Below are 21152 nucleotides of genomic sequence, written 5' to 3'. Positions count from 1 at the left end.
CCAGTGACAAATAATTGGCAAATTATAAATTCATACTCTTTATAAATTACCATTTTTCATATCTGCGCTAAACCTGTTTTTTGAACAAAAACCGCAACAAACACGACACAAGTTGCATTTCTCAACATTGAGAAGCGGAACTAAGATCTCGATTTTAGCCAACTTTATAGAGTATGACGTTCATTTAAACACGACAACATGCATAAAATCGACCACCTTCCAAAATAACAAATTTACAACAACTTATTTGTTAAATAGATTAGTTTTATCTGCTCAAGGGTGTTATTTTATTGGCGCTATTAATGGATATATCTCAGTATTGAGACAGAAAAATTGAGTAATATCCTCACCTACGAGCACTTCGAGGAGAGTCAGAGTGAATTGGAATAAGTTGAAAGTACTAAGTTGCGCGGTTGCACTTAGCTTTCCAGCACACAGTCAAACATTAGAGCAAGCCGTCGCATTTACGATTACGACCAATCCAGAAATCAAAGCTTCTTACAACGAATTTAAAAGCAAGTTTTACGATGCAGAAGCTTCTGGTGGCGCCTATATGCCAAAGCTCGACTTGGATGCAGGAATTGGGTTCGAAGCTGTTGACCCAGCCACGACAGCTCCAAAAACTGAGTTAACCCGTAAAGAAGCAACACTAACGCTTACGCAGCTATTGTGGGATGGCTCGGCGACACTCAACGATATGGATCGCACCGCAGCAGATGCGGAATCTGTTCGCTTCCAACTAATGTCAGACGCTCAAGACATTGCTCTTCAGGTGACTAAAATCTATTTAGACGCGACAAAAGCTTACGAGGTGTTAGCACTATCGGAAAGCAACCTTGCTGTGCATAAAGAAATTTACTCAGATATAAAGAAGCGCGTCGATTCCGGTATTGGCTCAACGGCGGACTTATCGCAAGTTGAAGCGCGTTTAGCAAAGGCACATGGTAACTTGCTCGCAGCACAAAATAATCTATTTGATGTTCACACTCAGTTTAAACGCATTGTAGGTCAGTCACCACAGGGGCTTACCTTCCCCCGCGCCGATCAAACAGCCATCCCTTTTACTGTAGACGAAGCTTTAGATACTGCGTTTAACGGTCACCCAGTGATTAAAGTGGCTCAAGCAGATGTCGACTCGGCTCGATTCCAATACGATCAAACTAAGGGTGTGAATTACCCAACCTTATCTATTGAAGCTAACCAGACCTGGCGTGATGATGCCGGTGGTATCAGAGGTAGTAGCGACGAGTTCTCGGCAATGCTTCGTATGCGTTACAACTTATACAATGGCGGTTCAGACTCTGACCGGACCGAAAGTGCCGCGTATCAACTTAATAAAGCAAAAGATTTTCGTGACCGCACCTACCGTAGCGTAGAGGAAGGCTTGCGTCTCTCTTGGAGTGCGCTTGATCTAACGGTACAACAGAAAGACTTTCTTGCAGACCACGTAGACTCGGCATCAGATACCGTTATCGCGTATGAAAAGCAGTACAAGCTTGGAAAGCGTACCCTACTTGACCTATTGAACACAGAAAACGAATTGTTTGAAGCCCGTAAAGGCTATTTAGATGCCAAGTATGATGAGCAATACGCCAAGTATCGAGTAATGAACGCGACTGGTAACCTGTTAGCTGCACTTCGTGTCGATACACCTCAAGAGTGGAATGAAAAGGTAGAATACTGATATGAATAAATCACTTATAACTATGATTATCGCGGCTACCGTATTCACTGCTCCGCTCAAAGCAGAAGACGCGTACGAATACATTGATACTCCCACACCAAATCAAGTGGACGACTTACTTGATGATGATAAAGATGGTGTTATTAATGCTCGCGACTTGTGTCCACAAACTCCCCGCCTTGCAGAAATAGACAACGATGGCTGTGGTACTTACGTAAAGACTGAAGAAGAGATGAGCCTGCATATCTTGTTCGCCAACGACTCTGATGAAATTCAACCCGCATTTCTCGCACAGATCCGCGAGATGGCCGAGTTCCTTGAAAGTTACCCTTCAACGTCAATTGAACTTCAAGGCTTTGCGAGTAAAGTTGGTCAACCCGAATACAACATGGCTCTATCTAAACGTCGAGCGACTTCAGTTGAAGATGCTCTTCTTGCCAACGGTGTTGAGTCTAACCGAGTTCGCATAGTCGGTTTTGGTGATACTAACCTAAGCGAAACCGGTACAGATGAAATCAGTCACGCCAAGAACCGAAAAGTTGTCGCGACAGTTATTGGCCACAAAGGCAACGTAAAAGAAGAATGGTCTATTTTCACTAAAATTAAAAAATAGCCGCTTTTCTTAGATTAAGGGAGCTTTGGCTCCCTTTTTTATTTTGCTTTGCCCTATTGAGTGTTACCCTAGCAGCGAATCCACGTATGAGATAATACCAATGAGCAAATTAACTGCTGATATTCAAGCAAACCTTGAGTTATTCGTTGCTGAAACGAAGCAATCTAAACTAGTTTGGGGAATGCGTAACGAAGAAGGCTGGCTGTCTTGCGATTCTACAGAATTTGAAAACAGTGAAGTAATGCCTTTCTGGTCTTCTAAACAAGATGCAGAAACTCACAATGTTGAAGAGTGGGCAGATTTCGAAGTGCTTGAGATTCCGCTAGACATCTTTGTTGAAGATTGGCTACTCACCTTGGCAGAAGATGGTGTTCTAGTTGGTACCAACTGGAATGACCAACTGGAAGGTAAAGAGATGGAACCATCTGACCTAGCTAAATTGTACTTAGACTAAGTAGATTTGAAAATGCGCCTCGAAGGCGCATTTTTTATAGATATCAAAGCTATCTAAGTCGCATTTATTCAATTCACATTTAGCAACACATTGTACCCTATTAGTAAGTTACTCTACTATGTAACAAACAAAACTAATACTAAATACAATGAAACGTCTAATCGCTTGGTATATCGCTTTTGCTGCGCTTGCGCCTACATCGGCACTGGCCATCAATACAAATCATCTAGAGAAGTGGGAGATCGCTTACAGCGAAGCTCTTAAGTTCAGCGAGAACAAAGCACTATCGATGCTGCAGGATCGTTACAACTCGCTACCTCCAAATATCGAAAAGCTCTACATTAGCTCCAAAATTCACGGTTTCATGACGCAGCGAGGACAGCCATATTATGGCAATGAGCTCGTCTTCAATCCAGAGTATTCCAAGTTAGAACAAACATTTATTGAAGCTCTCAATAAGGAGCTCAATCTCGACTTTTCAACCGCACGGTCAAACTATCTCGACTTACTTAAACACTTTAGTACAAGCAATGATCTTCAAGGCAAGATTCTGTTTGAGTACCACCTATGTCGTGCGATGAACATGCAAGGTCAATATTACAGTGCGCAGCTGTATTGCAACGCACTTGAAACACACATAAAAGATACCGACCAATCGATTCTTCCCAAACACCTAGCTCTTCGTGTGATCGCGAACAACCAAGAGTTCACCGGGGATTATAAGAGTTCACTAGAAACCTACCAAAGCTACCTCGCGGTTATCCCAAGTTACGTTGACCCTTCCGGGGTTTACAATGATGCTGGCCTTTTGCTTAAAACACTCGGCCAGTTCGATTTGGCTAAAGAGTACTTAACGATTTCTCTCAGAATAAGAGCAACCGCTAAATCTCCTCTTAAAATGGCTCAATCTCACCATAGCATGGGCGATATATTGTTAGCATCGCAGGATTATCATGGCGCCGTCGAACATTTCAAACGCTCAAAACTTCTGCTAGATAGATTCAATCATGCCTATGGATTGACCTATGTAAAACTCGGCCTAGGTAAGGCTTACGCAGCATTAAACCAATTTGAGCTTGCAGAGCAATTCTTATTAGATTCACTCAACTCCGCGGAGACTCAAAATAATGAACAGGTCCAAGGTGAGATCTATCTTGCACTCTCCCAACTAGACAGTGCAAAAGGTGGCTACAACTCGGCACTGTATTTCGCTCAACGGGCAAATGATTTGGCCACGAAAATTGGCAGTGAACGATTACAAGCACGAGCGCTTAGAACAATGGCACAGCTTGAGGAAGCTAATGGCAATTACGCCGTCGCCCTAAAACATTACCAACACTATTTTGATTCAGAGTTATCTAAAAGAACCAAAAGCAGCCGCTCAGCGTTTTTGGCTCTAGAGCTCGCGCACAAAGAATTTAATCAGAAAGTGAAAGATAACAAGAGTGTTGAAATCATTGAGTCTCTTGAGCGAGAAGTGGCTAAATTACTCACTCAAAGGCAGATGTTCTTACTGGTTATCGTCCTGTTACTCGCAACCATCATAGGACAGTTTTTCTTTACCAGAACGAAAAGTAGAAAAGCAGAAATGGATCAGCTTACAGGTGCGCTTAACCGAGCTGCGGCCATCAAACGTATTCGAGCAATTGATAGAACATCAGCCCAAATACGCAAACACGTACTTATCTTACTTGATTTAGATGACTTTAAGCACATCAATGACTGCTATGGTCACCCTACCGGTGATCGCGCTCTCGCTACCATAGCAAAAGGAATCAATGAAGCTATCAATGAAGAGGATGTATTTGGTCGACTAGGAGGCGAAGAGTTTGTCATCGTATTAAGAAACGTCGATGAGCTTGATGTGCGGGACCGAGTAGAAAACCTTCACAAGAACATCGCGAAAAGCACCTTTGAAGCGGAAAATAGAGAAAAGCTCAACGTTACCGCGAGCTTTTCTTATCTTGCTACATCTAAACCACTGCACGATTTTGATGAGCTCTACTCAATCTTGGATCAGGCGCTTTACCAAGTGAAACTAAATGGGAAAAACCAGTTAATTGACGCCTACAATGAGCCTATTTACTTGCCGAGTTCTGCTTACGTACCAGTTCAGCCATAATAGCCTTGCGATCAGAAAGGTAGTCGTTTAGGCCTACCTTTCTCAGCTCGCAAGATGGGCAATCACCACAGCCATCACCGATGACACCGTTGTAACAGGTCAAGGTCTTTTCTCTGATCAATTGCAACGCATCGTATTGATCAGCCAACGCCCAAGTTTCTGCTTTGTTTAACCACATTAGCGGCGTAGAAATCTCTAGCTGACGATCCATGCCCTGAACAAGAGCATTATTCATAGCTTTTACAAAATCATTACGACAATCTGGATAACCCGAGAAGTCTGTTTCACACACACCGGTAATTACAGTTTGTGCACCAATTTGATAAGCGTAAATACCTGCAAGGGTCAGAAATAGGATATTACGTCCTGGTACGAATGAGTTAGGTAAACCGTTCTCTTGTAACTCATGAGAAACCGGAATATCGTCGCGCGTCAAAGAGCTAATGGCAAGCTCATTCAATAAGCCAACATCCATCACTTTATGTGCTTTGACACCTAGCTCTTTCGCTAAGCTTTGTGCGACTTCGATTTCAAGTTTATGGCGCTGACCGTAGTCAAATGTAATGGCATGCACTTCATCAAAATCTTTGATTGCTTGTACTAGGCAAGTCGTTGAGTCTTGTCCGCCACTAAATACGACAACTGCTTTTTTCATTTTGAATTCCTTTACGCAATGCTTAGATATTTGTGAGTTTGAATCGATAAGCGCCAGTTTCTGGCAACACATACATCAATACAGAGCTGGGTCGCACGAGGCTTCTGACTTATTGGTTGAAGTGCAATCATTGTCTCTTCAGGCACGTTTGCTCTTTCCAAGAGTTCATCTAGGTGGTCGATATCTTTTTGCGTCGCCACCGGATGTTTGATCTCATTCGCTCGAATCAATGCAGAATCAAGAACAGGAAGCTTACCTTTCATCGCCACTTTCGGTGACACCGTCACCCATGTATTGTCTGTCGCTTTAACCTCAGATGTGCCACTGGTTTCGATCTGACACTGACAACCATGCGCTTCAAACGCTTGAGTCAAAGGAACCAGATCATAAATACAAGGTTCACCACCAGTAATCACAACATGCTTAGCCGTATAGCCTTGCTTTATGTACTCATTAACTATGTCCATCGCCGATACAGAGCACCATGTTGGGGAGTCCTCTTTCTTAGCTAAGATCTCATCTAGAGGTCTTTCGTCTTGAGGAGTTGCGTCCCAAGTTTGCTTGGTATCACACCATGCACAACCTACTGGGCACTCTTGCAAGCGAACAAATACAGAAGGAACTCCTGTGAAGACACCTTCCCCCTGAATGGTTTCGAACATTTCGTTAATTTTATACAACTTAATCTCAGCCTAATTTATCTTCAAAATTCTGCAGGAACGAGACCTTAAATGAGACGCCGTGGAAGGTCAACTAAATCATAAATTGATCAATCTTTTTACAGCGATTATTCTGCTTCTTTTTGTTAATTTTGTAGTTAGATTTTAGGTAAGTTATGTATAAGCTAATAGCACTCGATTTAGATGGCACGTTGCTAACGAGTGACAAAAGGATTTCCCAAAGAACAAAGCATACGATCGCTGAAGCGCGTAAACGAGGTGTAAAAGTCGTACTCGCATCTGGTCGTCCATTAGATGGAATGCAAAGTAAGCTAGACGAACTTGAGATTGAAGGTGATAACGAGTTTGTCGTTTTCTTCAATGGCTCAATGGTGAAGGAAATTGGCACAAATAGAGTGATCCACTCGGCGATTATTGACGGAAAGCGAGCAAAGCAAGTAGCGGAACTGGCTAACAAACTGAATTTAGATTGCCATGCGTTCAGTAACGAGTTTGGATTAATAACGCCAAAATTCAATGAGTTCACCGACGTTGAAGCAACCATCAATCAGATTCCAGTCATCGAGAAGAACTTTGATGAGTTAGAAGATGACCATCCGATCATTAAAGCGATGATTGTCGGCGCTCCTGACAAACTCACCGCCGCAATCGGAAATATTCCAGCTAGTTATCAAAACGAATTCACAATCGTCCAGAGCGCTCCTATTTTCTTGGAGTTTTTAAACCTTGAAAGTAATAAAGGGGTTGGCATTAAGGCGATTGCTGAACATTTAGGCATTGCATCTAGCGAAGTGATCTGTATGGGCGACGCTGAAAATGACCATCATATGATCGAATACGCAGGTTTAGGCGTAGCAATGCAGAATGCAATGGAGCAAACCAAAGCAATCGCCAATCATATTACATTGAGTAACGATGCTGATGGCGTGGCTGTTGTCATTGAAGAGTTCGTTTTAAACAACTAAAACTCTGAGCTAAAGCTGACTATTCAGCTTTAGCTACTTTACGTACTGAGACGACAAACATAAGGATCAATACTGGATACCTCAACGCTTCAACGCTCAGTGAGGCAATACTGCTTGAGGATACATGCTCAGCGATAACGCCAATCAATCCATTTGCAAAAACAAGCATCACGGTAATCATCAGCAAAGCCTTTCCGGATGCGATATTTGCATCTCGTTCAAAGGTTATCACTAGCCCTAACACAGTTAGGATTATAGCTAACCAATAAGTAAAAATCGGTGTCGGCCAAAACAAGGTCATCACAGCACAAGCGATAAGCAAAATTACCCAAACCATTTTTGAAGTCATCAGTGCTTTCGCGTCCACCTCTGGCTTAGATTCAAGTCGAATCAAATGCCAAGAACAAAGTATGCCTAAAAGAGCGCCACTTACGCTGTCAGTCAAAAACGCTGAACCGCTATAAAACTTAGCGGCTGTTAACCATAGTAGTGCGAAAAATAGCGATAACGACCAACGATTAATCGAGAGTTTGTCAGTCCCATTCAAAACAAGAACACCCACACACGACCATACCGCAATAGGTAAGCTCGGTAGGCTAAAGCCATAACTCTTGGCTAGATCTAGTGCCGGCAGATAAACATGTGGTCTAGGGAACGCAAAACCTTGCTGAGCAACCAAACTAAGCAGTGACGTCATAGTCACGGCAAAAAAGACCTTATAGCTAAACTCTTTACCAAATCGCCAATATAAAAGCGGAAAAAGAATCAGAATTAGTGAAGGCTCTGCAAGCCAGTTTCCGGCGAGTAGTAAAGGTTCGACAGTGTTTGCAATACCACTGGGTAGCTTGTGAAAGAAGTGCTGAATCTGAGTCATCCAACTCAGTTCAATTTGATGGAATGCAGGCGCTGCTTCAGTAAGATTGCCAACAAAAACGACTTTTTGATCGGTCGCCTGAGGCAAAACAGTCCCTAGCCACCCAAGCTGCTCAGGAAAGCGATACGCCTGTTTCGGGACAACAGTGGGATCGATTAACATCGCGGAAGAGACCTCAATCCCATAGTGAGGTGCAAACCAGATAGGCAGCTCGTAGCCGTCTAATCGATTGTTGAACTGGAATGAAACGATATCAGAGTCAGAAACGCAATCGTAGAATACCGTTTTTTCACTGCGCCCAAGCTCACCTTTAATCGAAACCACTAGCCCTGTTTCTTCCCACGTTTCTCGTTGTGCAGCGATTTTAGGGGACTCCCCTTTTACCACGCCACCAGCAGGAATAGATAGCTTGTTGGTGAGAATTTCTTTGACTAATACAATCTTTTCACCAGATCGAATAACACACGCAGCCCCCGTGATGGACGAGTCATTGGCAATAGTAAGTGAAGAGACAAATAGAGAGATAAACCCGAGTACGAGCGATAATATTTTAGTGTTGAGCTTCATTCTAAATTCTTGTTAATTAGTCACTGACTTCCGTAACCAATGGATATGATGTTCAAAGCCGAAATCTTGGTAAAACTCAATTGCAGACTGGTTAAATTCCCACACTTCAACAAAGATTTCTTTTACGCCATATTCCACGAAGCGTGTCTCGATATGCTGACACAGCTCTACTGCATGCCCTTTACCACGGTAGTCCTTAACGATATACAGTTCATCGATGCTACCCATCTGGACTGGCTTACTTACTGTGGAAATGAGCTCGCAAAAATGACCGCTAATAAATCCTATGATTTGTTCGCCTGCACACGCGACGAAGACAAGACACTCAGGATCATCTAGATATCGAGCAATACTCTTTTCCTGCTCGATATCTTCAGCAGTTTTAAAATGTTGCGGACACTGAAGATGATGCTCATCATGCAAATAAAACATCAGATCATTTAACTGCTCTAAGTCTTTGTCATGCGCACTACGAATGGTCACATTGTGCATAAATATTTTTGCGTTACGAATAAAGTAACAGTTTGGCGTTTTCACAGAAATTTTTCAATAAAAAAGCCCCTTTAGCTAGGGGCTGGATTTTATAATCAGAAAAAACTGTTACTTTTCATTTACGAATGCAGTGCTTTTTCAATCTCTTCTAGACTCGCAGGATCATCGATCGTCGAAGGCACTGTATATTGCTCGCCATCAGCTATCTGGCGGATTGTACGGCGCAAAATCTTACCAGAACGTGTTTTTGGCAAACGTTCTACGACGAGCGCATGTTTAAAGCAGGCTACTGCGCCAATTTCATCACGAACCTTACCGACCAACTCACCTTCAAGCTGGACGTCGTCGACCTTTACGCCGTCTTTAAGTACCACTAAGCCAAGTGGCAACTGCCCTTTCAAATCGTCATGAACACCAACAACCGCACATTCCGCAATGGCTGGGTGGCCGCCGACGATCTCTTCCATCTCACCGGTTGATAGGCGGTGACCTGCAACGTTAATCACGTCATCGATACGACCCATAATAAACAAGTAACCTTCTTCATCAAGGTAACCGCCATCACCAGAGACATAATAGCCCGGGAACTGACTCAGATAACCAGATTCAAAGCGGTCGTGATTACGCCAAACCGTAGGCAGACAGCTTGGTGGCAGTGGACGCTTCAGAGCAACGAATCCCTGTTGGTTGGCTTCTACTGGCTCGCCAAGTTCATTAAGGATCTCAACCTGATAACCGGGAATCGGTTTTGTCGCTGAACCAGCTTTTACTGGCATCAACTCAATTCCAGTTGGATTACCGGCAATTGCCCAACCTGTTTCTGTCTGCCACCAGTGATCGACCACTGGTTTGTTGGTCTTGCTTTCTACCCACTCCAGTGTTGGAGGGTCTAAACGTTCACCCGCCATAAAGATGGTATTAAGGTTTGATAAATCGTATTGCTTGAGACACTCACCTTCTGGGTCTTCTTTTTTGATGGCTCGGAAAGCGGTTGGAGCTGAGAACAGTATTTCGACTTTGTACTCTTCACACACTCGCCAGAAGGCGCCCGGATCCGGAGTCCGTACAGGTTTGCCTTCAAATAGTACTGTTGTACAGCCATGAATCAGCGGCGCATAGACAATGTAAGAGTGGCCTACGACCCAGCCCACATCAGAAGCTGCCCAGTAAACACCATCTTGTGGAATGTTATAAATGGCACTCATTGAGTACTTCATCGCAACAGCATGCCCACCATTATCGCGTACTACACCTTTAGGCTTGCCGGTCGTCCCTGAAGTATAAAGAATATACAGCGGGTCAGTCGCCAATACTGGCACACATGCGTGAGGTAGAGAGCTTTCAAGCGCTGTCGCCCAATCCACATCTCGTGTCGCCTGTAGCTGAGCCTCACACTGAGCTCTTTGCAGAACAACCACTGTTTCGGGCTTCCATCGACTGTCCATAATCGCCTTATCGACTAGTGGCTTGTACGGAATAACTTTATTAACTTCAATACCACAAGAAGCGGTCATCACCAATTTAGGCTCTGCATCTTCAAGTCGAACCGCTAACTCATTCGCTGCAAATCCGCCAAACACAACGGAGTGAATCGCCCCTAGTCGCGCACAGGCAAGCATTGCCATTGCTGCCTCAGGAATCATGGGCATATAAATAACAACACGGTCACCCTTTTCAACCCCTTGTTCTGCGAGCATACCCGCTGTTTTCGCAACCTGATCACGAAGCTCGGTATAGGTATATTTTTGCTTATTCCCGGTCACTGGTGAATCGTAGATCAATGCGGTGTTATCGCCACGTCCTTGTTCACAGTGATAATCAAGCGCTAACCAAGAGGTATTAAGCATTCCATCGGGGAACCAGCGCTCTATGCCATTTTCATCCTTGGCTAGAATAGTCTGTGGCTGTTTAAACCAGTCAATATTTTTTGCTTGCTCCGCCCAAAACGACTCAGGTTCTGACAGCGCCCATTGATACTCTTTTTGATATGCAGACATAGTGCTTCCTCCAGTATGTCCTGACATTGCTTTTCTGGTAATTAACCGGTGCTAATTACGCAAAGATATCGGAGGGTACGCGCACAAACCCCTCCATGATGATTCGAGCGCTGCGGCTCATTACTGCTTTTTCGACGACCCAACCTTGTTCACCTAACGTGGCGGCCGCTCCTACCTTCAGCGTTCCCGACGGGTGACCGAAAGTGACTGACTCCATTTCTCCGCCCCCAGCAGCACGGTTGACTATAGTGCCTAGTACACAGGAAGCCGATGCAATCGCTACTGCCGCGGTTCCCATCATGGCGTGGTGTAATTTACCCATCGACAAAGCGCGAACTAGTACGTCCACCTCGTTCGCTTCAACAGGCTTACCACTAGAAGAAAGATAACTTTTCGGGCTCGCGACAATGGCGATTTTTGGCGTGTGCTGACGAGCTTCAGCCTCTTGTAAAGAATCAATCAATCCCATCTTCAGTGCACCATAAGCTCTAATCGTTTCAAAGCGTTGTAATGCGACTTCATCGTTATTGATATCATCTTGAAGTTCCGTCCCTTGATATCTGAGAGCTTCAGCGTCAAGGAAAATCGTCGGGATACCCGCATTGATCATGGTTACTTCAAACGTACCAACATCAGGAACCTCTAGCTCATCGGTCACATTCCCAGTTGGAAACATACTGCCTTCGCCATCTGCAGGGTGCATGAAGTCGACTTGAATTTCAGCCGCAGGAAAGGTCACCCCATCGAGTTCAAAGTCGCCCGTTTCTTGAACTTGCCCTGCCACTATTGGTACATGAACCACGATGGTTTTGCTGATATTCGCCTGCCATACTCTGACAGCGACCGTACCATTGGTTGGGATACGATCTTCATCGACCAAACCAGCATGAATGGCAAAGGGACCAACAGCAGCAGATAGATTGCCACAGTTGCCACTCCAATCGACAAAAGGTTTATCAATTGATACTTGCCCGAATAGATAATCGACATCGTGATCTGGTTTATCACTTTTCGATACAATCACGGTTTTACTGGTACTCGACGTCGCACCGCCCATACCATCGATTTGCTTGGCATAAGGATCGGGACTGCCAATCACTCTTAACAGCAATTTGTCTCTCGCCTCTCCGGGAGTTTGAGCTTGTTTTGGCAAATCTTCTAGACTGAAGAATACCCCTTTACTCGTCCCACCACGCATGTAGGTGGCAGGCACTTTCATTTGGCTAGATTCTGTCATAGCGGCCACCTATTGGGATAAAAAGTCTTGGGCAAAGCGTTGCAATACGCCGCCAGCGTTATAAACACTAACCTCATCGGCGGTGTCCAAACGACAAGTCACAGGCACATCGAACTTTTCACCATTAGCACGCGTGACGACCAGCGCTAGATCTGCGCCAGGCTTGATATCACCAATCACGTCATAAAGCTCACTACCGTCGAACTCCAATGTTTTGCGGTTTGTGTCAGATTTAAATTGAAGTGGCAAAACACCCATTCCGACTAGGTTAGTTCTGTGAATGCGTTCAAATCCTTCGGCGACAATCGCTTCAACCCCAGCTAAGCGAACCCCTTTCGCAGCCCAATCGCGTGATGAGCCTTGACCATAATCCGCACCAGCAACGATGATTAACGGCTGCTTGCGATTCATGTAGGTTTCAATCGCTTCCCACATTCGAGTGACTTTGCCCTCTGGCTCTACCCTTGCAAGTGAGCCTTGTATCACCTCACCATTCTCTTTAACCATTTCATTGAACAGTTTAGGGTTTGCAAACGTCGCTCTCTGCGCGGTCAGGTGATCGCCACGGTGGGTAGCGTATGAGTTAAAGTCTTCTTCAGGTACATCCATAGAAGCGAGATATTCACCCGCAGCACTGCTCGCGAGTATCGCGTTAGATGGAGACAAGTGATCAGTCGTAATGTTATCGCCTAGTACCGCCAAAGGTCTCATCGCGGATAGCGTTCTTTTACCTGCTAGCGCCCCTTCCCAGTATGGTGGACGGCGAATGTAGGTACTTTTTGGTCGCCAATCGTAAAGAGGATTACTATTGCGCTCACCTTCATCGAGTTTAAACATCTGAATGTAGACCTGATTAAACTGCTCGGGCTTAACATGCTTACCAACAACCGCATCGATCTCTTCATCACTCGGCCACAAGTCATTGAGATAAATAGGATTACCTTGTTTATCGTTACCTAACGAATCGCGTTCAATGTCAAAACGCATGGTTCCAGCAAGTGCATAAGCAACCACCAGCGGCGGCGATGCCAAGAATGCTTGCTTAGCATAAGGGTGAATTCGACCATCAAAATTTCGGTTACCTGATAGCACTGCCGTTGTATAAACGTCGCGGTCGATGATCTCTTGCTGAATTTCTGGGTCAAGCGCGCCACTCATACCATTACAAGTAGTACATGCGTAAGCGACAATTCCAAAGCCCAGCTTTTCTAGTTCTGGTAAAAGACCTGCGTCTTCGAGGTATAGCTTGGCAACCTTTGAACCCGGAGCAAAAGAAGATTTCACCCAAGGTTTACGAACGAGTCCAAGCTCATTGGCCTTCTTGGCAACAAGGCCAGCCGCGACCACATTGCGCGGGTTACTTGTATTGGTACATGAGGTAATCGCCGCGATAATGACTGCCCCATCGGGTAATTGCCCCTCACTAGTCTCAGCCTCAATCTCTTTTGCAATACCGCGCTCTGCAAGCTCTGAGGTTGGCAAACGTCTATGAGGATTCGATGGCCCTGCCATATTTCGAGAAACCTTGGACAAATCGAACTCTAATACTCGCTCGTACTCAGCGGTTTCAAGATCATCGGCCCAAAGACCCGTTCGTTTGGCATAGTTTTCAACAAGCTCTACTTGCTGCTCATCACGACCCGTCAGTTTTAAGTAGTTAATGGTCTGCTCATCAATGTAGAACATCCCAGCCGTAGCACCGTACTCTGGCGTCATGTTAGAGATGGTTGCGCGATCGCCAATGGTTAGGTCTTTTGCTCCTTCCCCAAAAAATTCAAGATAGGATGAAACGACTCGTTCATTACGCAAAAATTCAGTAATCGCCAAGACAATATCTGTTGCTGTAATTCCAGGTTGGCGCTTGCCAGTAAGCTTGACACCAACGATGTCAGGTAGTCTCATCATTGAAGGACGACCAAGCATGACGGTCTCCGCCTCAAGCCCTCCGACACCAATCGCAATCACTCCAAGAGCATCGACATGCGGTGTGTGGCTATCCGTACCGACACAGGTGTCTGGGTAAGCGATACCTTGCTTCGCCTGAACGACAGGAGACATTTTCTCCAAGTTGATTTGGTGCATGATGCCATTACCAGCAGGAATAACGCTGACATTCTCAAACGCAGTTTTACACCACTCGATAAAATGAAAACGGTCTTCATTTCTGCGCTCTTCAATTGCTCTATTTTTATCAAAGGCGTCTGGGTCAAAGCCCGCGTGTTCAACAGCAAGAGAATGGTCAACAATCAGCTGGGTTTCTACAACAGGATTGACTTTGGCAGGGTCGCCACCTTGTTGGGCAATCGCATCTCTAAGCCCTGCTAGGTCAACTAACGCCGTCTGACCTAGAATGTCATGACACACCACACGAGCCGGATACCAAGGAAAGTCTAAGTCGCGTTTTCGCTCGATAATTTGCTCTAGGCTTTGAGTTAAAGTGTTCGGGTCACAACGTCGCACTAACTGCTCAGCCAGGATACGTGAGGTATAAGGGAGTTTTTCGTAGGCACCTGGGGATAGTGTATTTACGGCTTCTCGGGCATCAAAATAATCAAGATGGCTTCCCGGAAGCGATTTTCTGTATAGGGTATTCATGCTCATATCTGCTTCCATTCAGGTAGATGTTTGCTCCCTTAATCAAAGGGAGCAAAGTCGACAGTGCTATCGTTTTTCGATTGGAACCCAATCTTGATGATCAGGACCTGTATAATCTGCACTTGGTCGAATGATTCGGTTATTCGCGCGTTGCTCGTAAACATGAGCTGCCCAACCAGTTAGACGACTCATGACAAAGATCGGCGTAAACAACTTGGTTGGAATATCCATAAAGTGATAAGCAGAGGCATGGAAAAAGTCTGCGTTACAGAACAAGCCTTTCTCTCGCTTCATTACTGCTTCAACACGTTCAGAAACCGCGTACAAATGAGTATCTCCCACTGCGTCTGAAAGCTCTTTTGACCAACGCTTAATCAGCGCATTACGAGGGTCACTCTCACGATAGATAGCATGACCAAAGCCCATAATTTTGTCTTTGTTGGCTAGCATCTGCATGATGTTTGCTTCCGCTTCATCTGGTGTTTGCCAGTCTTGAATCATCTCCATCGCGGCTTCGTTTGCACCACCATGTAAAGGGCCACGAAGCGTACCGATCGCTGCAGTAATACAAGAATGAAGATCGGAAAGCGTCGAAGCACATACGCGTGCTGCAAAGGTAGACGCATTGAACTCGTGCTCTGCGTATAGAATCAGTGAACAGTGCATGACCTGCTTGTGAATCTCAGTTGGCGCTTTGTCGGTGAGCATTTTTAGAAAGTAGCCACCAATACAGGTTTCGGATTGATCGTCTGTATCAATGCGCACACCATCATGGCTAAAGCGGTACCAATAACAAATGATGGCAGGAAATAGAGCGAGCATTCTTTCTGTCGCGTCTAACTGCTCTTCAAAGCTCATCTCTTGCTCTAGATTACCCAATACCGAGCAACCCGTTCGCATCACATCCATTGGGTGCGCCGAGGCAGGAACAAGCTCTAACGCTTGCTTAAGTTCACTCGGTAGACCTCGCAAGCTAATCAGACGCGTCTTGTATTCATCTAACTCTTTTTGATTGGGTAAGTGACCACGTAACAGCAAGTGGGCAACTTCTTCAAATTGAGCATTGTTCGCCAAGTCAGTAATATCGTAACCACGATATGTCAGACCTGTCCCCGTTTTACCGACAGTACACAAAGCGGTGCTACCAGCGCTTTGGCCGCGTAGACCTGCGCCACCTAACTCTTCATTCTTTTTCGATGATAGAGGCATTTTGAACTCCTTTTCTGTTTGATATTGCTCTCTAATTGGAGCGTTATTTACCAAACAATTTCACGTTATTGGATTAATTCCGAATCGGTTTCCTTGGGCTTCCGTTTGATCCTATTTTCCTTCTGAAAACAGCTGATCAAGCTTGTCTTCATAATCATGATATTTGAGGTGCGCATAGAGCTCTTTACGAGTTTGCATCGATTCTGTCAGCGCTTCTTGGTTACCCACTTCTAACAGATGCTTGTAGACCATCTCTGCTGCTTTGTTCATTGCACGGAACGCACTGAGTGGATACAGCACCATGTCAACTTTGGACTTAGCAAGCTCTTCACAGCCGTACAGCGGCGTCTGACCAAACTCAGTAATATTCGCCAGTATAGGCACATGTTTCCCTGTTGCACTCTCTAGCGCTTCAGAGAACTGAACATACTGCTCTAGCTTGTTCATCGCTTCTGGGAAAATCATGTCAGCGCCCGCTTCAACGCAAGCAATCGCACGTTCAATAGCACTATCGATCCCTTCAACCGCCAGAGCATCCGTACGAGCCATCACCACGAAGCTGTCATCGTTACGCGCATCCACCGCGGCTTTAACGCGATCGACCATCTCTTGTTGGCTAACAATGGCTTTATTTGGGCGATGACCACAACGTTTCTGGGCTACCTGATCTTCCATGTGTACCGCGCCTGCACCCGCTTTCTCCATTGCCTTGATGGTTCGCGCGATATTAAATGCACCGCCAAACCCCGTATCAATATCAACCAGCAGTGGTAAATCACACGCATTGGTGATTCGCTCAACATCAACCAAAACGTCATTAAGTGTGGTAATGCCCAAATCGGGTAAGCCATAAGAGGCATTAGCGATACCACCACCTGATAAGTAAATAGCTTGGTGCCCCAGATTTTTTGCCATCATGGCGCAGTATGGATTAATGGTACCCACTATCTGCAGTGGATCGTTTTGCTCAACGGCAAGTCTAAATTTCGCTCCTTGAGATAAACTCATTGCTTTTTCCTCTAGTCCGTTTTGGGCTTTAGTCCCTAAGGATTTGTTGTTCGATTAATGTCCGGCTACCCGAAATATGGCGTCTCATCAGCATCTCGGCTAACTCTTCGTCTCTATTCTTGATAGCTTGTAAGATATATTTATGCTCATCGAGCGCTTCAACGGGTCTCGACTGAGCTCTAGGCGATTGATATCGATACATTCTCAACAAGTGATAAAGCTCATCACACAGCAATGAAATAAGCTTACTGTTGCGACTAGCGAGAATAATACGATAGTGAAAATCGAAATCACCGTGCTGATGGAAGTACGAAGCACCCTCGACTTCGTCAATGTGATTTGAATGTGTCGACAATACTGCTTCTAAACCAACAATCTCTTCTGCGGTGATATGCCGAGCCGCAAGTCGCGCGGCCATACCTTCTAATGCCTCTCTAACCGCATATAGCTCTATTAGCTTTTCAGGCGAGAAAGTAATCACTCGGGCACCGACATGAGGGATACGCTCGATTAGGCCTAATCCTTCAACTCGCATTATCGCTTCACGCAGAGGGCCTCGACTTACTTGATACTTCTTAGCTAATTCTGGCTCAGATATTTTGCTGCCTGGGGCAATCTCTCCACCAACAATGGCCTCTACCAATAATTCAGTTAAGCTCTCTGATTTGGTGTTTTCTTTTTCAGATACGCCTTCTTTTAGTCGAGTTTTAAGTTCAACATTCATCTTCAATACACTCGCTGCCTGACACCAAACTGTCTACAATTTCATCTTCTAAGATTAAAATAGACCATAACATTGTCGACAATCAAGCAAATTGTCGACAATTTAGACCAAGGTAGTAGTCCAGATTAGTAAAAAAAAGATGTAACATTGGTTGAGTCACAGTTGCTATGTGATGCAGAGCAAGATTATTGCAATCTCGACAATGACTTAGTTGCTGTATGAGATTAGTATCTTAGATACAGAAAGGAATCTTGTTAATTAAAAGGCTTATGCACTCTCCAACTACTAAATCGATTCTGGCAGGATTGATTGCAGCCAATATTTCTGGGTGCTCACTGTTCTTTGCGGATGAGCGAGAACCTTACTATCCGTTGCTGAGAGACAGTACTTACTCAGATGAAGAGCTCGCAGTGATTGAAACCGATAATGTTCTAAAATCAGCGGTTAGACACAACGACTTTGTGCTCGTTGAGGATGAAACTCGTGTCAACCAATCTGTCGACAAAGTTTTTGCTGAAGCGATAAACAACCATGCTGTTTCTGTGGAAGACCTAAAAGGTTCACAATTCCATAAAGGGTTAGAACAGATAATCAAACAGTTCACTTGCGAACTATACGCCAGTCAGCAACCACAAGACTCAGTCCAGCTATGCCCACAATCGAATCAGATTGTCGACAATGGACTAGATTACCTGCCTTTTGAGCAAGGTTTACGTACAGCTCAACGTCTAAGTACGATCAAACAAAACGAAAGTGATACGTTGCAGCTCGAGATGTTTCTTAAAAGCACCCACGAACGTCCGTTAGAATCTCTTTGGGGCGCAGTGCATGAACTCGGTCACTTTAAAGGCAGCCAGTTACCACCAGAAAGCTTAGTGCTGACCATAAACTTGAAAGCTTACAAAAAAGACAACAAAGCACACACTTGGAGATATATGCACCCTGAACCGCTGATATTCTTCGTTGTTCTTCCCTCCGTTGATCACCTCGTCAGTCGACCTAACGAAATCGAAAGTATGGATTTCGCCTACCGAAGCGCCAAACTACTCGTTGTTGATAGCAGGTAGAGCCCTTTCACCACTACTACAGAAACCCAGCTAGCGGATACCCTGGCTGGTTCCCACTCTTCGCCAAACGCTCTCTATAGCACTAAGTCATTGTTTATGTTGAATGCGTGATTGTATATCGATTACATATGTAACTGACAAATCTAATAAATGAAACTAATTTGATATACGTTCATATTTTATAAACCCATTTGAATTTAACATTTTTTTAACCTTGCATTTCAGCAACTATGGCATCGCTTATTTAATACAAGGAGTCACAAATGCAAGTAAGCATCACAACAACAAAAACTATGCTCGCTACCTTAATCAGCTCAACGCTACTATCAGGATGTTACTGGGATGATCCCGAAAAGGCAGCGAAGTACGTCAGTAGCAAAATTGATCGCGAAGAAGTCGTAGAACACTTGGAAGAGCTTGAAGCACGCGCCTCGAAAACAACTGATGGAGCATCCGTTACTCGAGCGGCTGGTACGGAAGGCTATGCACAGTCTCTCAACTATATTGTTGATACCATGCGCGCCCATAACTACGATGTGGCAATACAAGAGTTTGATTTTCGTGCATGGGAAGAGCTTTCGGGTACAACCCTAAATGTAAATGAAACAGAGCTAGTCGGTGTGCGCAATGCCAGTGAAGGCGTAGAGCCGGACTTTGCCGCCATGTCCTACTCTGGTAACTCAAACGGTTTACTTTCCGCAGATGCCGTTTTCATTACTCCTGATTTTAGATTCGATGCGCCTGATTATGACAGTACAGACGGCTGTGAGTCTTCCGACTTTGCTGGCAAAAATGTGGCGGACAAAGTTGCTGTCATCCAACGCGGCGGATGTAGTTTCAATACCAAAGTCGTCAACGCTCAAAACGCTGGAGCTAAAGGTGTTATTGTCTTCAACCAAGGTAACGCTGAAGGCCGTACAGCGGTCGTAAATGGTACATTAGGTAGCGACAGTACTGCCACTATTCCGGCTCTCGGTGCTCGTTACGCTCTTGGTAAGCAATGGTATGAGCTGAGCCAAACCGCTGCAGTGCCTATCGCGTTGAATATTAACGTCCGAGATGAAGAGGTACTCACCCAAAACATCATTGCTGAAACCAAAGGCGGTAATGCTAATGAGGTTGTCATGCTTGGCGCACACTTGGACTCTGTTCCAGAAGGTCCTGGAATCAATGACAACGGTTCAGGTACGGCAGGTCTACTCGAATATGCGGTAACCCTTGCGAATTTGAAAGCACCGGTTAAGAACAAGGTGCGTTTTGCTTGGTGGGCAGCTGAAGAAGCAGGTCTAGTCGGCTCTGAGTACTACACCAACGAGCTCTTCGCGCCACTGCGTAATCAAGCACAGCAGGAAATCCTAAAAGAACTAGGCTTGGATGACCCTAGCCAGCTAACGCCTGAACAGCTAGATCTAGTCGATGCTCGATACTATGAGTTAAACAAGGTTAAGCTCTACCTAAACTTCGATATGATTGGCTCACCTAACTACATCTTTGGCGTTATGGATGGAGACTTATCAGATACGAAAGACAGCCCAGATAACGCTTACACAGGTGATTTCCAACCGCCATATGGCACATCACATATCGAGTCTGTGTTTAACAAGTTCTTTACTGAAAAATCAGAGTCTACCGTTCCACAAGCTTTATCTAAACGTTCGGATTATGCTGGTTTTGCCGATTGGGGCATCGCTTTTGGTGGCTTGTTCACTGGTGCAGAGAAAGTGAAGTCCGCGCAGGAAGTCGAAAAGTTTGGTGGCGAAATTGATGTCGCTTATGACAAATGCTACCACCAAGCCTGTGATGACCTAAACAACGTGAGCCAAGAAGCATTATACGTCAACACTCAATCACTTGCCTACGTCACGACTTTCTATGCCTTCAGTGAGCCTGTCTTCCCAGAGCAACAACCGCAAGCACAACAAGTGCTTCGCTCTTTAAGCAGCGAATCTGCTCCAACTAGCAAGCTTCGTGTAGGTCAGAAGCTTAAAGCTACAGATAGTGTTTCTGATCATGATCACTTCCATGGTGACTTCGACCAAGACCGCGAGTAACTGTTCTTATTGTCCATAAAACCAAAGCCGCGCGTGTACAATGCGCGGCTTTTTATACGACTTTCACCCATTTCAACGGCAAACGCTCAAAAAACACTCAAATCACCTCTTACCACTCTAATCTGGATTATAAATCTCAGTTAATTTGATTTATTTAC

17 protein-coding genes are annotated in these 21152 nt (G+C 44.9%); 7 read left to right on the top strand and 10 right to left on the bottom strand.

The features are described 5' to 3' along the window. The first annotated feature begins 376 nt into the window (after positions 1-376). The 4 genes from LYZ37_RS06835 (at position 377) to LYZ37_RS06820 (ending at position 4873) form a co-directional block, all read left to right on the top strand. Positions 377-1684 (top strand): TolC family outer membrane protein, encoded by a 1308-nt coding sequence (locus LYZ37_RS06835; protein ID WP_272787023.1) that lies wholly within the window; start codon positions 377-379, stop codon positions 1682-1684. Between the two features lies 1 nt (position 1685). Beyond that, positions 1686-2297 (top strand): OmpA family protein, encoded by a 612-nt coding sequence (locus tag LYZ37_RS06830; protein ID WP_272787022.1) that lies wholly within the window; start codon positions 1686-1688, stop codon positions 2295-2297. A gap of 100 nt (positions 2298-2397) precedes the next feature. Then, a complete protein-coding gene (locus tag LYZ37_RS06825; RefSeq protein WP_004743853.1) occupies positions 2398-2751 on the top strand; it encodes a DUF2750 domain-containing protein in 354 nt (117 codons plus the stop codon). A 148-nt stretch (positions 2752-2899) separates the two neighbouring features. After that, a complete protein-coding gene (locus tag LYZ37_RS06820) occupies positions 2900-4873 on the top strand; it encodes a diguanylate cyclase (RefSeq protein ID WP_272787021.1) in 1974 nt (657 codons plus the stop codon). On the opposite strand, the gene queC is transcribed toward LYZ37_RS06820, so the two are convergent. Both queC and queE read right to left on the bottom strand, forming a co-directional pair. After that, positions 4830-5528: a 7-cyano-7-deazaguanine synthase QueC gene (gene queC / locus LYZ37_RS06815; RefSeq protein ID WP_272787020.1), complete on the bottom strand. Its 699-nt coding sequence runs from the start codon at positions 5526-5528 to the stop codon at positions 4830-4832. The genes LYZ37_RS06820 and queC overlap by 44 nt on opposite strands. An 11-nt stretch (positions 5529-5539) precedes the next feature. Beyond that, complete coding sequence (gene queE, locus LYZ37_RS06810; protein ID WP_272787019.1) at positions 5540-6208, bottom strand: 7-carboxy-7-deazaguanine synthase QueE; 669 nt, start codon at positions 6206-6208, stop codon at positions 5540-5542. Between the two features lie 155 nt (positions 6209-6363). On the opposite strand from queE, the gene LYZ37_RS06805 reads away from it, so the two are divergent. Then, positions 6364-7173, top strand: a complete 810-nt coding sequence (locus LYZ37_RS06805) for a Cof-type HAD-IIB family hydrolase (RefSeq protein WP_272787018.1) — start codon at positions 6364-6366, stop codon at positions 7171-7173. 19 nt (positions 7174-7192) lie between these two features. On the opposite strand, the gene LYZ37_RS06800 is transcribed toward LYZ37_RS06805, so the two are convergent. The 8 genes from LYZ37_RS06800 to LYZ37_RS06765 form a co-directional block, all read right to left on the bottom strand. Beyond that, positions 7193-8614: a bifunctional NUDIX hydrolase/phosphatase PAP2 family protein gene (locus LYZ37_RS06800; protein ID WP_272787017.1), complete on the bottom strand. Its 1422-nt coding sequence runs from the start codon at positions 8612-8614 to the stop codon at positions 7193-7195. A 12-nt stretch (positions 8615-8626) separates the two neighbouring features. Further along, positions 8627-9106, bottom strand: a complete 480-nt coding sequence (locus tag LYZ37_RS06795) for a GNAT family N-acetyltransferase (RefSeq protein WP_272787149.1) — start codon at positions 9104-9106, stop codon at positions 8627-8629. Between the two features lie 119 nt (positions 9107-9225). Continuing rightward, complete coding sequence (locus LYZ37_RS06790; protein WP_272787016.1) at positions 9226-11103, bottom strand: propionyl-CoA synthetase; 1878 nt, start codon at positions 11101-11103, stop codon at positions 9226-9228. Between the two features lie 55 nt (positions 11104-11158). Then, positions 11159-12340, bottom strand: coding sequence for a 2-methylaconitate cis-trans isomerase PrpF (prpF, locus tag LYZ37_RS06785; RefSeq protein ID WP_272787015.1), 1182 nt, complete (start codon positions 12338-12340; stop codon positions 11159-11161). A 9-nt stretch (positions 12341-12349) separates the two neighbouring features. After that, the gene (gene acnD, locus LYZ37_RS06780) at positions 12350-14941 is read right to left on the bottom strand and encodes a Fe/S-dependent 2-methylisocitrate dehydratase AcnD (protein ID WP_272787014.1); all 2592 of its coding nucleotides are present in this window, start codon (positions 14939-14941) and stop codon (positions 12350-12352) included. 60 nt (positions 14942-15001) lie between these two features. Continuing rightward, entirely contained in the window at positions 15002-16144 is a 1143-nt protein-coding gene (gene prpC, locus LYZ37_RS06775) for a bifunctional 2-methylcitrate synthase/citrate synthase (RefSeq protein WP_272787013.1), read from the bottom strand. A gap of 111 nt (positions 16145-16255) precedes the next feature. Further along, a complete protein-coding gene (gene prpB, locus LYZ37_RS06770) occupies positions 16256-17152 on the bottom strand; it encodes a methylisocitrate lyase (RefSeq protein ID WP_004742860.1) in 897 nt (298 codons plus the stop codon). Positions 17153-17180: 28 nt separating this feature from the next. Next, entirely contained in the window at positions 17181-17876 is a 696-nt protein-coding gene (locus tag LYZ37_RS06765) for a GntR family transcriptional regulator (protein WP_272787012.1), read from the bottom strand. Positions 17877-18145: 269 nt separating this feature from the next. Between LYZ37_RS06765 and LYZ37_RS06760 the strand changes: the two genes are divergently transcribed. Both LYZ37_RS06760 and LYZ37_RS06755 read left to right on the top strand, forming a co-directional pair. Continuing rightward, positions 18146-18943: a hypothetical protein gene (locus tag LYZ37_RS06760; RefSeq protein ID WP_272283474.1), complete on the top strand. Its 798-nt coding sequence runs from the start codon at positions 18146-18148 to the stop codon at positions 18941-18943. Between the two features lie 263 nt (positions 18944-19206). After that, positions 19207-20994, top strand: a complete 1788-nt coding sequence (locus tag LYZ37_RS06755; RefSeq protein ID WP_272787011.1) for a M28 family metallopeptidase — start codon at positions 19207-19209, stop codon at positions 20992-20994. The last annotated feature ends 158 nt before the right edge of the window (positions 20995-21152 follow it).

Source organism: Vibrio tubiashii (genome assembly GCF_028551255.1).
GTDB lineage: Bacteria > Pseudomonadota > Gammaproteobacteria > Enterobacterales > Vibrionaceae > Vibrio > Vibrio tubiashii_B.
Note: the sequence above shows the minus strand (reverse complement) of the source record. Positions and strands in the feature narration are given on the sequence as shown.

Bases quoted from the DNA above. Each gene is read 5' to 3' on its own strand.
- LYZ37_RS06830 (WP_272787022.1), top strand. From the start codon at position 1,686: ATGAATAAATCACTTATAACTATGATTATCGCGGCTACCGTATTCACT.
- LYZ37_RS06825 (WP_004743853.1), top strand. From the start codon at position 2,398: ATGAGCAAATTAACTGCTGATATTCAAGCAAACCTTGAGTTATTCGTT.
- LYZ37_RS06820 (WP_272787021.1), top strand. From the start codon at position 2,900: ATGAAACGTCTAATCGCTTGGTATATCGCTTTTGCTGCGCTTGCGCCT.
- queC (WP_272787020.1), bottom strand. From the start codon at position 5,528: ATGAAAAAAGCAGTTGTCGTATTTAGTGGCGGACAAGACTCAACGACT.
- LYZ37_RS06805 (WP_272787018.1), top strand. From the start codon at position 6,364: ATGTATAAGCTAATAGCACTCGATTTAGATGGCACGTTGCTAACGAGT.
- LYZ37_RS06800 (WP_272787017.1), bottom strand. From the start codon at position 8,614: ATGAAGCTCAACACTAAAATATTATCGCTCGTACTCGGGTTTATCTCT.
- LYZ37_RS06795 (WP_272787149.1), bottom strand. From the start codon at position 9,106: ATGCACAATGTGACCATTCGTAGTGCGCATGACAAAGACTTAGAGCAG.
- LYZ37_RS06790 (WP_272787016.1), bottom strand. From the start codon at position 11,103: ATGTCTGCATATCAAAAAGAGTATCAATGGGCGCTGTCAGAACCTGAG.
- prpF (WP_272787015.1), bottom strand. From the start codon at position 12,340: ATGACAGAATCTAGCCAAATGAAAGTGCCTGCCACCTACATGCGTGGT.
- acnD (WP_272787014.1), bottom strand. From the start codon at position 14,941: ATGAGCATGAATACCCTATACAGAAAATCGCTTCCGGGAAGCCATCTT.
- prpC (WP_272787013.1), bottom strand. From the start codon at position 16,144: ATGCCTCTATCATCGAAAAAGAATGAAGAGTTAGGTGGCGCAGGTCTA.
- prpB (WP_004742860.1), bottom strand. From the start codon at position 17,152: ATGAGTTTATCTCAAGGAGCGAAATTTAGACTTGCCGTTGAGCAAAAC.
- LYZ37_RS06765 (WP_272787012.1), bottom strand. From the start codon at position 17,876: ATGAATGTTGAACTTAAAACTCGACTAAAAGAAGGCGTATCTGAAAAA.
- LYZ37_RS06760 (WP_272283474.1), top strand. From the start codon at position 18,146: ATGCACTCTCCAACTACTAAATCGATTCTGGCAGGATTGATTGCAGCC.
- LYZ37_RS06755 (WP_272787011.1), top strand. From the start codon at position 19,207: ATGCAAGTAAGCATCACAACAACAAAAACTATGCTCGCTACCTTAATC.